This window comes from Janthinobacterium aestuarii, from assembly GCF_051380835.1.
GTDB lineage: Bacteria > Pseudomonadota > Gammaproteobacteria > Burkholderiales > Burkholderiaceae_D > Janthinobacterium > Janthinobacterium aestuarii.
Window position 1 is genome coordinate 273,639 of sequence record NZ_JBNYXU010000004.1, and the last position, 13,243, is coordinate 286,881.

Sequence of the window (13,243 nt, forward strand, 5' to 3'; positions counted from 1 at the left end):
ACCTGTGAAGATGGATGCTGGATGAAGGCGTTGTGGTGTAGGTCGGATTAGGCCCAAAGGGCCGTAATCCGACAACATTGTTGGCTGCACATGTCGGATTACGCGCAAGCGCTAATCCGACCTACGCGAATTTACGTGATGTAGTGTAAGACTGCTTAATTGGCGGTCGTAATCCGCTTCGCCGCCGCATCGAGGCCATCCTTGGTCGTCTGGCGGCCTTGCGTGATGTTTTCCAGCGCCGATTGCATCGACGACCAGAAGCGGCCCATTTCCGGGTTGTTCGGCATCGGGCGGCCCGCCTGCGCGCTTTCCATCGTCGCCTGGATGTTCGGATTGGCTTTCAGTTCCGCGAACAGCACTTTATTAGCTGGCGTGCCCAGCGGGACGTCGGCGTTGATGGTTTTCAGGCCATTGAGCTGCAGCATCTGGTTTTCCAGGAATTCCGTGGCCAGGTCCTTGTTCGGGCTGGCTTTCGAAATCATGGCGCCCAGCACGCCCACGAATGGCGTGGCCGTCTTGCCAGCCACGGTAGGGATCGTCGCCACGCCGAAATTGATCTTCGACTTGCGCGCATTGTCCCACGACCATGGGCCGTTGATCATCATGGCGATCTTGCCCTGGTTGAAGCCCGCTTCCATTTCCGCGTAGCCGGCGCCCTTCGGCATCGCGCCGCTGTTGATCAGGGTCATCAGCGCATTCACGCCTGCCTGCGAACCGGCATTGTTCACGCCCGTTTTCGCCGCATCGTAGCGGCCGTCGGACTTGACTTCAAACGGGAAGCCGCCGCCCGCGCCCAACAATGGCCACGTGAAATAGGTATTCGTGTAATCCCACAGGATGGCTTTCTTGCCTTGGGCAGACAACTTTTTGTCCAGCGCGGCGATTTCCTCGAAGGTTTTTGGCGGCGTCGGCACCAGGTCCTTGTTGTAGACGAGGGCGACGGCTTCGATGGAGATCGGGTAGCCCCAGGTCTTGCCGCTCACCGTAAAGGCGTTCCAGGCCAGCGGCAGGATGGCGGCGCGCGCTTCCTTGCTTGGCGTCAATGGTTGCAGCAAGCCGGCGTCGATCCAGGTGCCGATGCGGTCATGCGGCCAGATCCAGATGTCCGGCCCCTTGCCTGCGGCGGCTGCTTGCTGGAATTTGTTTGGCGCATCTTCCGGATGCTCGACGACGACCTTGATGCCCGTCTTCTTGGTGAATTCTTCGCCGACCTTGGCCAGGCCTTTGTAGCCCTTGTCGCCATTGATCCAGATCAGCAGGGTGCCTGCTTCGGCCGCGTTCGCCATGCTGACGGCGGCCAGGTTGCCGATGCCGGCCAGGGCGGCGGCGATCAGGGTGGTTTTGATGAAGCTGCGTTTCGGGTGCGTGAAGGACATGTCAATCTCCAGTGTCTTTTTTTATGTTAAGTATCAAGGCTGAAACGATACAACCAGGCCAGGCGGCGCCTGTAGCGCCTGGCCCCTTAAAGCCGGGGTGTCAGGTACGGGTTTGGCCGTGCTCGTCGAACACGTGGACGCGGGCGGGCGCCACTTGCAGCGCCACGGATTGGCCAATGGCCCAGTCCGTTTCCGCATCGGCGCGCACCACCAGCGGCTCGTCGCCGCCCGGTACGTGCACGTACAGATAGCTGATGTCGCCCAGTTTTTCCACGGCCTGCACGGTGGCCGTGATGGCTGCCGTGGCGCCGGGCGCGCATGCCTGCACGTGTTCGGGACGCGCGCCGACGGTGACGGGGGTGCCGCTGGCCAATGGCTGCGTCAAGACGGCTTGCAGCATGCCGCCCGCGTTGGTGGCGATGGTGGCCACGCCGTCGGCGTAACTGTGGATCTTGCCCTTGAGGAAGTTCATGCGGGGCGAACCGAGGAAGCCGGCCACGAACAGGTTGGCGGGGTGGTGGTACAGCTCGAGCGGTGCGCCCACTTGCTCGATGCGGCCCGCGTTGAGCACGACGATGCGGTCGGCCAGAGTCATCGCTTCGACCTGGTCATGCGTGACGTAAATCATGGTCGAGCGCAATTCGCGGTGCAAATTCGCCAGTTCGATGCGCATCTGCACGCGCAGCGATGCATCGAGATTGGACAGCGGTTCGTCGAACAGGAAGACGTCGGGTTTGCGCACGATGGCGCGGCCGATGGCCACGCGCTGGCGCTGGCCGCCCGACAAGTCCTTCGGTTTGCGTTCCAGCAAAGGTTCGATGCGCAGGATCTGTGCGGCGCGCTGCACGGCGTCGGCGATTTGCACCTTGCTCATGCCCGCCAATTTGAGGCCGAAGGCCATGTTCTGCGCCACGCTCATGTGCGGGTACAGGGCGTAGCTCTGGAACACCATGGCGATGCCGCGCTTGGCGGGCGGCACGTCGTTCATGCGCGTCTTGCCGATGAACAAATCACCGCCGCTGATTTCTTCCAGGCCGCATATGCTGCGCAGCAAGGTGGATTTGCCGCAACCCGACGGGCCCACGAAGACCATGAATTCGCCATCGGCGATTTCCAGGTCGATGCCGTGCAGGGTTTGCACGTCGCCATATGCCTTCTTCAGCCCTGCTAATTTCAGTCCTGCCATGTCGTCCTCATCATCTCAATTTGGCCCCGCTGATGCGCGGGGCTCGTTATTGTAATTGGCGGCATGGCCGCCAAAGCCTGCGATTTACGCCAAAGTGCCGAACCAGCCGCCATGCGGGGGCAGGCTGAGCTGTTGGTTATCTTTACTACCTGGCAAGCCATGACCGGCAAGATCGGCCGCTTCCGCCGCGTCCGGCCAGGCGAAGGTGACGGCCTCGGTGCCCAGGTTGAAGGCAGCCAGGACCGACGGTTGGCCGGGCAAGTCGCGGCGCAGGGCCAGCACGGGTTCCGGCGCATCGAAGAAGACGATGTCGCCGCGCAGCAATTGCGGCAGGGTGCGGCGCCAGGCGAGGATGTTTTGCGCAAAGCGCAGCGCCGAGCCGCTATCGTGTTCTTCGACGTCAGCGGCGCGCGCCAGGTGTTCCGGCGGCACGGGCAACCACGGCGTGGTGGTGCTGAAGCCGCCATGCGGCGCTTCGGCCACCCACGGCATCGGCGTGCGGCAGCCGTCGCGGCCCTTGAACTGGGGCCAGAACGGGATGCCGTACGGATCTTGCAGCGCCTCGAAAGGAATGTCCGCTTCCGTCAGGGCCAGCTCGTCGCCCTGGTACAGGCACGGCGTACCTTTCAAGGCGGCCTGCACGGCCAGCACGACCTTGGCCAGCGAGGGCGACGGGTTCTCGCCGCCCCAGCGCGTCATGACGCGCACGCTGTCGTGGTTGCCCACGGACCAGGAAGCCCAGCCGTCGGCCACTTGCGCTTCGAACTCTTCCACTTGCTTGCGGATGTGCGCGGCGGAAAACTCCGCCGTCAGCAAGTTGAAACTGTAGGCCATGTGCAGCTTGTCGGCGCCCGTATAGGCCGCCATGGTGGCCAGCGCGTTGTCGTCGCCCACTTCGCCGATGGAGATGGCTTGGTATTCGTCGAGCACGGCGCGCACGCGCTGCAGGTAGGCGATGTTTTCCGGCTGCGTTTTGTCGTACACGTGCGCTTGCATACCGTACGGGTTGATGGCCGACACGCTGCTCGCGTCGCGCTGCGCGGCTGGCGGATTGTCGCGCAGCAACTGGTCGTGATACGGGAAGTTGCAGGAATCGAAGCGGAAGCCGTCGACGCCGCGCTCGAGCCAGAAGCGCAGGTTGTCCAGCTGGGCCTGCTGCACGGCCGGATTATGGAAATTCAGGTCGGGCTGGCTGACGAGGAAATCATGCAGGTAGTACTGGCCGCGGCGCGGCTCCCATTGCCAGGCCGAACCGCCGAACACGGACAGCCAGTTGTTTGGCGCCGTGCCGTCCGGCTTCTGGTCGGCCCACACATACCAGTCGGCCTTGGGATTGTCGCGGCTCGAGCGGCTTTCCACGAACCACGGATGGTTGTCGGACGAGTGCGACAGCACCTGGTCGATCATCACTTTCAAGCCCAGTTCATGGGCGCGCGCCACGAGGCGGTCGAAATCGGCCAGGGTGCCAAACATGGGATCGACGTCGCAGAAGTCGGCCACGTCGTAGCCGAAGTCCTTCATCGGCGACGTGAAGAAGGGCGAGATCCACACGATGTCGGCGCCCAGGGCGGCGATGTAATCGAGCTTGGAGGTAATGCCGGGCAAGTCACCGATGCCGTCGCCATTGCTGTCGAGGAAGCTGCGTGGATACACCTGGTAGATGACGGCGCTGCGCCACCAGTCGGCGGGCAGGTGGGCAAGATTGTTCTGGATGGTCGGCATGAATGATTTCTTAAAAGTTGCCTGTAGCATTGGCTATCAGGGCGGCGCTGCTGGTTGGTAGGCGAACGTCTTATTTTAAAATTCAAAGCGCTTTGGGTATGAAATGAGTATAGTTCAAAGCGCTTTGAAAAGTAAAGCGATACACGCGCCAGACATACGGTTTTTTTATGAGGGTGATTCAGGACAACAAGACGGGAGGGCCGGGGTCAGACCCGGCGGGGGAATGGTCCCAGTGGGACCCATTCCGATCACGCAGTGACTGACCCCGGCTTTCTGTTGCGGGCCAATGCAATATTTAGCTACCTAATTACCGGTCCCGCCGACTCGCCCGGCAACAGTTCGCACGGCCACAGTTCCTGCAAGTCGGTGACGGGCGTGCCGTCCATCAGGGCCAGCAGCATGTTGATCATTTTTGCTCCTGCGCCGCGCGGGTCGGGCTGGACGATGGTGGTGACGTTGTGGCCGGCCAGGGAATCTTCCATTACGCCCCAGACGATCAGCGACATTTCGCGGCCGATGCTGATGCCCGCGTCGAGCAGCGCGCGCACGGCGCCCACGCCCGACATGTGGTTATCGACGATGACGGCGGTAGGGCGGGGCGAGCGGGCCAGCAGGCGCTGCATGGCCTGGTAGCCGGCGCGGCGGTCGTGGGCGTTGTCGACCAGGTTGTCCGGGTCGACGGCCAGGCCGCCCGCCTGCATGGCGTGCTGGAAACTCTCGACGCGCTGGCGCACGAAGTTCAGGTCCGGCGTGGCGCTGATCAGGCCGATGCGCTGGTGGCCCAGCTGCGCCAGGCGCTCGACGGCCAGGCGCATGCCGGCCTCGTTATCGTAGTCGAACCAGGCGTGCGGCTGGTTCAGCTGCGTGCGGCCATGGGCGACGAACGGCATGCCCTGCTGCGCCAGGTAGGCGATGCGCTCGTCGAACGGTTTCGTGCGCCCGACGATCAGGCCGTCGATACGGCGCCCTTTGACCATGCGTTCATACGTGTGGAATTCGTTGGTGGCCGAGGCGGGCGCGATCATCATGTCCATCTGCTGCGCTTCCAGCGCTTCCGACATGCCGCCCACGATGTCGATGAACATGGGGTCGGCCAGGTCGTTCGGCATCAGCGGGTAGATGATGCCGACGATATTCGTGCGCCCCACGGCCAGGCTGCGCGCCATGGGATTGGGACGGTAGCCGGCCGCCTGCGCGGCGGCCAGCACCCGCTCGCGCGTGCGTTCGCTCACTTCCGGATAGCCATTCAAGGCGCGGCTGACGGTGGTTTCGGATATTCCTAGCGTTTTGGCGAGATTTTTGAGGTTCATGAATGCTGCAGTCGGGGTCTATCCAGGGTGGGTCGGGGGCGGTGCGATGACGGGTAGTTTATCTGATAAATGCCGGAATGATCAGGGGTCTGACAAGCGGCGGCAGCGCCCAAAAAAATACGCGGGCAAACCCAGGGGCGCCCGCGCTAAAAGAGGATACTGCTGAATCACTACATTGAAGCTGCCGGCCATCGCGTGCAGCGGCGAAATGGTGGGTCCGGTTACTACCTGCCCCTGAATGAGCGGGCGGTGCTGCTGCCAGTGGCTGGCGCCTTACGGCGTCAGCCAATGTTGGATGCCTCTGATTAATAAAGAGCGTCTGATAAAACGTTCAGGGCAAGGCGCACGGTCGCAGACAGTACGCTAGTACGGCAAGACCGTGCAACGCCGCCATGGATGTTTTTCAGATGCTCTTACCACCACGACTCGACCTGGAAACCGACCGAGCTGCCATTGGTCTTTCCACCGAACACGCCCGTCGACGACAGCGCCGATTCCGCGGCGGCGGCCGACTGGGCTGCCTTGTTCCATTTTGCATAGGTGTAGAAGGCACGCAGCACGGGGCGCGACCAGAAGCTGTTGCCGGCCGACAGTTGCGGCGCGAACGTCAGCTTGGTCAGGTTGCGGCTCTCGCCGCCTTCCGGCTTGACGATGTCGTGGCCCAGTTCCACGGCCAGGCTGTAGTTGTCCGTGAAGTGGTAGACGGGACGTGCGCCGATCGACGTCCATTTGCTGCTCACGCCTGCCGTTTCCTTGTCTTCGTAGACGAAGGTGCCCATGCCCGACCACGCGCCTTTGGGCTGGATCATGATTTGTTCCGTCAGACGCACGACCTTGTCATCCTTGCTGGCGCCCAGGCTGAAGCCGCCCGTGTTGGCAGCGCTGCCTTTGCCGTACTGCAATGCCACCTTGTTGAAGCCGCCCAGCAGATTGCCTTGCGTATGCATGATGGTCAGCAAGTGGCCGCTGGCGATGGGGGCCGCGCCTTGCGCGTTGCGTTTCTGGTTGAATTGCAAGCCCAGGGTCAGTTCGCCATCGGGGTTGACCTTGATGCCGGAGAAGCGCAAGTCGTGGGACAGGCCCATGCGCTTGCTGTCGCCGTCGTCGGCCGTGCGCACGATGGCGTAGGCCAGCTTGGCGGCGCCCAGGTCGATGTTTTCCAGGCCGGCGCCAGGGCCGCTGTTATTCCAGAAGTAGTAATCGGTGATGTGCACGTCCTGGCGGTCGTAGTAGCGCTTGCCGACCCAGGCGCGCGCTTCGGCGAAGGCGCCCGTGCCGATCTTGTCGGCGACCACGTTCATTTCGCGCCACGCCGGGTCCGATTGCTCCCAGTCCTGGTTCTGGTTGACGGAAAACGCCACCAGGGTATTGATGCGGAACGTGGTGCCGTTGGCTGCCTTGAAGGCTTCGCCGCCGAATTTCAGCTCGCCGTAGGTTTCGCACTCATTGCCCAGACGATACTTGGACGAGGCGCCAGCCAGGCCGAAACACGCTTCTTTGCCGCCTTCGCTGCTGGTGCCGAGGCCCGAGCGGATATAGCCGCCGAAGTCGATTGGCAGGGCGGCCTGGGCCGACGCGCTCAAGGCCATGAGCACTGCCGCTGGCAACGCTTTCAAGAAAAATTTGTTCATTGTGTCTCCAGTGTTTTTATAGGTGTGGGATTGGCGCGCAGAATTTTGCACAACCAAAGCGCTTTAGTTATGTTTCAAAGCGCTTTGAGTATAGTTCAAAGCGCTTTGATCAGTAAACTGGTTTTATTCTTGAAAACTTTGTGAATGTTGCGGAGAAACATCAGGGAGGGCGGGCGGCGCGTGGGCGCCGCCGTGTACGGCAGACGGAATGATGGTCTTGAATTATTGCTGCGTCTTGCAGGCGGGCAGGGCGGCCGTGTCCGTTGTCACGGCCGCCGGATGACGCAGGAAGGCCAGTATCAGCAGGGCCGAGGCCGTCGTAATGCTGGCAAGCACATACAGCAAGTGGCGGAAAGCGGCGCCATACGCTTGCGCCAGTTCGGCGGCGCCGGTCTGCGGCAACAGCTGGCCCGCATGGTGCAGCTCGCCCAGCGCCAGAAAGGGCGCCGCCAGTGCCGTCTGCTCCGGGGCGAGGCCGGGCACCTTGCCCAATGCCGCCATCGTGAGCGTGCCCAGCAGCGCGCTGACGATGGCCAGCGCCAGGCCTTCACCCGCCACGCGCGTCGTATTGAAGATGCCGGCCGCCATGCCGGCCCGCTCGACGGGCACGACGCTGATGGCCAGGCCATCCATCAAACCCCACGGCAGGCTGATGCCGCAGCCGATCAGCAGCAGCGGCCCGATCAAGGTAGCAGGCGCCTGGCCCGGCGCGCAGCTGGACAGCCACAGCAAGCCGCCCGCCGCCAGCAGCAAGCCGCTGGCGCAGATGTGCGCGGCGGCAATACGTTGCGCCGCCATGCCGGCCAGGATCGGCAGCACCAGCATGGGCGCCGACAGGGCGATCATCATGCGTCCCGCCTCCAGTGCGCTGTAGCCTTCGATGCCGATGAAGCGGGCTGGCAGCAATACCAGCAGCACGACAAAGGAAAACGCGGGCGCGGCAGCCAGCAGTTGCACACCGGCAAAGGCTGGCAGGCGGAACAGGGTCAAGTCCAGCATGGGCCGCGCCGCGCGCCGCTCCACGCGGATGAAAACGGCCAGCAGCAAGGCCGCGCCACCGAGCAGCCCCAGGCTGGCGGCGCTGCCCCAGCCCTTGTGCGGCGCCTGCAGCAAGCCATAGGTAAATAGCGATAATGCACCGGTAAACGTCAGGGCGCCGGGCCAGTCGACGCCTTGCGCCTGCGGGTCGCGCGTTTCGCGCATGGCGCGCGCGGCGGCCAGCAGGGCGGCCAGGCCGGCCGCGGCCGTGGCGGCAAAAATGGCGCGCCAGCCCGTGTGGGCGATGAGCGCGCCCGCGAGGAAGGGGCCGAAGGCCAGGCCCACGCCGAAGGCTGTGCCGATCAGGCTGAAGGCGCGCGCACGGGCGGGGCCGTCGAATTCCTGCGCCAGCGCTGCCAGTCCGCTCGACAGGGCCATGGCGCAACCCAGGCCCTGGACGGCACGCAGCACGTCGAGCCATACAATGCCGGGCGCGGCCGCCAGTGCCAGCGCGGCGGCGGAAAACACGGCCATGCCCAGCAGGAACACGCGCTTGCGACCATAGCGGTCGGCCAGCGCGCCGGCCACCATCAGGCAACCGCCAAAGCTGAGCATGAAGGCATTCGTGATCCACGCCAGCGCCAGCGGCGTGCCGTGCAGGTCGGCGGCGATGGCGGGAATGGCGATGGCTGGCCCCGTAAAACTGAGCGGCATGCACAGCGCGGCCAGACAGACGGCTGCCAGCACCAGCGTACGCCGTGCAGTCGCTGGTTCCGGGGTGTGCGCGGGAAGATTCGTATCCATGAGAATGATTCCAGAAAGAGGGAATCCGATGATAATATGGACGTAATCCGTGAAAAAGTGGCTGAAAATCCGCTCATAACGGACAAATATTCCCTAGTGAGATCGCATGGATAATCTGAATGGCATTGCCGCCTTCGTGCGCGCGGCGGAAACTTCCAGCTATGTGGCGGCCGGGCGGCTGCTCGGTGTGTCGGCCTCGGCCGTGGGCAAGAGCGTGGCGCGGCTGGAAGAAAAGCTGGGCGTGCGCCTGCTCAACCGCAGCACGCGGCGCATCAGCCTGAGCAACGAGGGCGCGCTGTTTTACGAGCGTTGCCAGCGCATCCTGGCCGACCTTGGCGATGCCGAGGCGGAATTGTCGCACCTGGCAGAAGCGCCGCGCGGCAAGCTGCGCGTCAGCCTGCCCGTGATCGGCTACCGCATCATCCTGCCCCTGCTGGCCGAGTTTGCGCGGCTGTATCCGGAGATCGAGCTCGACCTCGATTTCAACGACCGCCTCGTCGACGTGGTGGCCGAAGGCGTCGACGTGGCCGTGCGCAGCGGTACGCTCACCGATTCGCGGCTGATGGCGCGCGAGCTGGGGCCGTTTGCCTTTGCCATCGTCGGTTCTCCTGCGTACTTTGGCCGCCATGGCATGCCGGCCACGCCGCGCGCGCTGGAAGGGCACGCCTGCGTACGCTATAAATTCCCCACCACGGGCAAGCTGCAGGAATGGGCGCTGCGGCGCGCCGAGGGCGACAGCGGCGGCGAGTTGCGCTTGCCGACCGCCTTGACCTGCAACAATATCGAAGCCTTGATCGGCGCCGCCACGCAGGGCGTGGGCCTCGCCTATTTACCTGACTTTATCGTGCGAGACGCCATCGCGCGCGGCGAACTGCAAGCCGTGCTGGCCAGCTACTTGCTGCATTCGAGCAAGTTCTGGGTGCTGTGGCCGTCAAGCCGCCACCTGTCGCCGAAGATTCGCGTCTTTGTTGACCATTTGTGTACCCACCTGCATTTTTCCTCGTCCCCTCCCGACCCTGCATCTATCGCTTGATGTCCCTGGCCGCCGCCCTGGCGGCAGGCTGGGGAATATTCCTACGCCAAAGCGATTAATCCTAACGCCGCCGAATTTATATTTGCTGCACCGCATCAAGCTATGCCGCACGGCATCAACTTATACCCTTTCTGAATACCCATCATTCGTTATGGAAATTGCCATAAGGAATTTATTTATGTTAATTTCATATCTGTTTCTGCAACGTTGCATCGGCTGGTCGCTGGCGGGGACCTGTGCAGAATTAGGCGCCATAAGCGTGTAGTAACCAACAATTAAGGGATGGTAACCCCGTTCCGTTCAGGGAGTGTGCATGAAGACAGTCACGACGACGACGCCGGATCCGGCGCCAGCTACGACAGCGAAACCGGCGCGCAAAACGGGACTGCTGCTTGGTGGCGGCGCACCAAATTCCACCCTGATCGCCGGCGCCTTGGCCGCCTTTCTCGACGAGGGCATCGAGTTCGACGTCATTTCCGCCTCGGGCGCCGGCGTGTTGATGGGTTTGCTTTACACGACGCCGCACGAGGCCACGCCGCGCCAGGCCTTGCAAAGCTGGGCCGACACGGGCGTGGCCGACAGCATCTACAAGATGATCCCGATCAACTACAAGGTCTTCCAGAAGCCGGGCATGCACGCGAGCACTTTCCGCGACGCCTTCCAGCCGCCAGCCAACAATCCTTTTTTTCAGGCCTTCCAGCAAACGTTTGCGGGCGTGCCCACGGCTTGGTCGGACTGGGGCAAGCTGATGGTGTCGTCGCTGTCGCCATCGGACTTGTCGGCGAAAAGCCTGGGCCTGTGCGCGCATTTGCCCTTCCTTGAAAAAGCCGTGGATTTCTCGGGCGTGGCGCGCATGCGCCCCGATTTCTACATCAATGCCTACAACCTCAGCGAGCACCGCATGCAAATCTGGGGCAAGCACGAGATCGAACCGATCCACGTGCGGGCGGCCCTGTCGTTCCCGTTCCTGTATGCGCCGACGACCATTGCCGGCGACGACTACATCGAAGGCGCGGCCCTCGATACGCTCAATTTCGACCCGTTTATCGAAGGCAGGGGCGAGCACCATGACGCCGATACCCTGGTCATTCTCGACATCCTCGGTGACGAGCGCTTGCTGCGCAAGCCGCGCAACCTGTACGACGCTTGGGTGCGCTCCATCATTACGCCGCTGGTGAAAATTTCCAAGAGCGAGCTGCGCCTGTTTGAGCTCGAGCACAACACGGATGCGCGCACGGGCCAGCCCAAGCGGCGTTTGCTCAAGCTCGACCTGATGGGCGGCATTCCCGAGCAGCACTGGCCCGACACCCTGGACTGGTCCAGTTCGAACATGCAGTTGCTGTTCGACGTGGGCCACAAGGCGGGCCTGGCGTTTTGCCGCCAGCATGGCGACTTGCTGCGCCGCTTGCCTGACGCCGCCCCGCTGGCGGCCTAGCCGCCAGCAACCGATCCCGGCCACCCGATCGGCAGCTATTTATCCTGCCTGGCCTTGCCAGGCCACCTTTTTTACTGTGACACACCATGAATATCACCAAGCAATTAATTCTGACCCTCACCATCGCCTTGCTGGCCCTGCTATTGCTGGGCGCCGGCGGCGCCATCCAGCTGCAGCGCGCCCAGGAGCGTTTCGACACCGTGCAAAACCGCATCATTCCCAGCATCCAGGGTTTGAATGCGGCCAAGGGGTTCCTGGCCGATTCGCGCCTGGCCGGCTACCGCCTGTCCGTGTTCTCTAACCTGGCCGACAAGACGGCGCTGGACAAGGCCGTCGCCGACGCGAACACGAATTTCGACAAGGTCATCGCCACCTACCGGGCCGAGCGCCTGTACGACGCAACGGACAGCAAGATGCTCGACGCCGACCAGGCCGCCATGGAAGCCTACCGCCGCGCGCTGGCGCCATTCTTTGCCGCCGCCTACGCGGGCGACATGGATGGCGTGCGCGCCACCTTGCTGGCCGGCACGCCGCTGGCCATTACGGCGGCCGCCGCGAAAAAGAGCATGGATGACCATATCGCCTACAACAACAAGCTGGTCGACGATGTAAAAGCGGAAAGCCTGGCCGCCTACGACACGGCGTTCAACACCATGTTGGCCGTGCTCGGTGTGGCCGTGCTGCTGACGGGCGCGCTGGCTTGGCATATCTACCGCACCATCAGCGGCGGACTGGGCAATATCGAACATACGCTGGAGCGCGTCAGCGCCTCGCTGGACCTGTCCGCCGCCATGCCCGTCGAGCGCATGGATGAAGTGGGCCGCACGGCCACGGCCTTCAACAAGTTCCTCGAGCGCATCGTCGGCGTGATCGCCACCGTGCGCGCCTCGGCCGATACGGTCAGCGTGGCGGCCGCGCAGATTTCCGCCGGCAACGCGGACCTGTCCGTGCGCACGGAGCAGCAGGCTTCGTCGCTGGAAGAAACGGCGTCGAGCCTGGAAGAGCTGACCTCGGCCGTGCGTCAGAATACGGACAATGCGCGCCAGGCGAATACCCTGGCCGTGTCCGCCTCGGACGTGGCCCGCAAGGGCGGCGCCGTGGTGGCGCAAGTGGTGGGCACGATGGGTTCGATCAATGAGTCGGCGAAGAAGATCGCCGACATTATCGGCGTGATCGACGGCATTGCCTTCCAAACTAATATTTTGGCGTTGAACGCGGCCGTCGAAGCGGCCCGCGCGGGCGAGCAGGGCCGTGGTTTCGCCGTGGTGGCCACCGAGGTGCGTAACCTGGCGCAACGCTCTGCGGCGGCCGCCAAGGAAATCAAGGGCTTGATCGAGGATTCCGTCGACAAGGTCAACACGGGTAGCGCGCTCGTCGACCAGGCGGGCGCGACGATGGAAGAAATCGTCGCCAGCATCCGCCGCGTGACGGACATCATGGGCGACATCGCCAACGCCAGCCACGAACAAAGCGCCGGCATCGAACAGGTCAACCAGGCCATTTCGCAAATGGACCAGGTCACCCAGCAAAACGCGGCCCTGGTGGAGGAGGCCGCCGCCGCCGCATCGTTGCTGCAAGACCGCGCCGTCGAGCTGGTCGACGTGGTGGCCGTGTTCCGCCTGCGTAGTGATGCCCAAGGGAAGGCGTTGAAAGTGGCGGGCGGCTTGCCGGCCCCGGCAACAGCTGCCGCGAGCCGGCGCCTGGCGCTGCCGGGCCGCAGTGCCCGCGGTTAAGCTTCGTAATTGCCCCGGTACGCCGGGGTTTTTCT

At 63.4% G+C, this 13,243-nt stretch carries 9 protein-coding genes; 3 read left to right on the forward strand and 6 right to left on the reverse strand.

The annotated features are described in order from the left end of the window. Positions 1–155: 155 nt before the first annotated feature. The 6 genes from malE to ACQ4WO_RS13560 all read right to left on the reverse strand — a co-directional run bounded on the left by malE (position 156) and on the right by ACQ4WO_RS13560 (position 9,007). Complete coding sequence (gene malE / locus ACQ4WO_RS13535) at positions 156–1,376, reverse strand: maltose/maltodextrin ABC transporter substrate-binding protein MalE (RefSeq protein ID WP_051991836.1); 1,221 nt, start codon at positions 1,374–1,376, stop codon at positions 156–158. A 100-nt stretch (positions 1,377–1,476) separates the two neighbouring features. After that, positions 1,477–2,562, reverse strand: coding sequence for an ABC transporter ATP-binding protein (locus tag ACQ4WO_RS13540; protein ID WP_139092392.1), 1,086 nt, complete (start codon positions 2,560–2,562; stop codon positions 1,477–1,479). An 84-nt stretch (positions 2,563–2,646) separates the two neighbouring features. Next, a complete protein-coding gene (locus ACQ4WO_RS13545; protein WP_436481886.1) occupies positions 2,647–4,284 on the reverse strand; it encodes an alpha-amylase family glycosyl hydrolase in 1,638 nt (545 codons plus the stop codon). A gap of 299 nt (positions 4,285–4,583) precedes the next feature. Continuing rightward, positions 4,584–5,594 (reverse strand): substrate-binding domain-containing protein, encoded by a 1,011-nt coding sequence (locus ACQ4WO_RS13550; protein ID WP_436481887.1) that lies wholly within the window; start codon positions 5,592–5,594, stop codon positions 4,584–4,586. Positions 5,595–6,007: 413 nt separating this feature from the next. Beyond that, the gene (locus ACQ4WO_RS13555; RefSeq protein WP_436481888.1) at positions 6,008–7,225 is read right to left on the reverse strand and encodes a maltoporin; all 1,218 of its coding nucleotides are present in this window, start codon (positions 7,223–7,225) and stop codon (positions 6,008–6,010) included. Positions 7,226–7,447: 222 nt separating this feature from the next. Beyond that, positions 7,448–9,007, reverse strand: coding sequence for an MFS transporter (locus ACQ4WO_RS13560; RefSeq protein ID WP_436481889.1), 1,560 nt, complete (start codon positions 9,005–9,007; stop codon positions 7,448–7,450). 106 nt (positions 9,008–9,113) lie between these two features. On the opposite strand from ACQ4WO_RS13560, the gene ACQ4WO_RS13565 reads away from it, so the two are divergent. From ACQ4WO_RS13565 to ACQ4WO_RS13575, 3 genes are all read left to right on the forward strand, one after another. After that, positions 9,114–10,040 (forward strand): LysR family transcriptional regulator, encoded by a 927-nt coding sequence (locus tag ACQ4WO_RS13565; protein ID WP_436481890.1) that lies wholly within the window; start codon positions 9,114–9,116, stop codon positions 10,038–10,040. 313 nt (positions 10,041–10,353) lie between these two features. Then, positions 10,354–11,475 (forward strand): patatin-like phospholipase family protein, encoded by a 1,122-nt coding sequence (locus ACQ4WO_RS13570; RefSeq protein WP_436481891.1) that lies wholly within the window; start codon positions 10,354–10,356, stop codon positions 11,473–11,475. 86 nt (positions 11,476–11,561) lie between these two features. Then, positions 11,562–13,208 carry a methyl-accepting chemotaxis protein gene (locus ACQ4WO_RS13575; RefSeq protein ID WP_436481892.1) on the forward strand — a complete coding sequence of 549 codons (1,647 nt, stop codon included), beginning with the start codon at positions 11,562–11,564 and terminating at the stop codon, positions 13,206–13,208. Positions 13,209–13,243 lie beyond the last annotated feature (35 nt).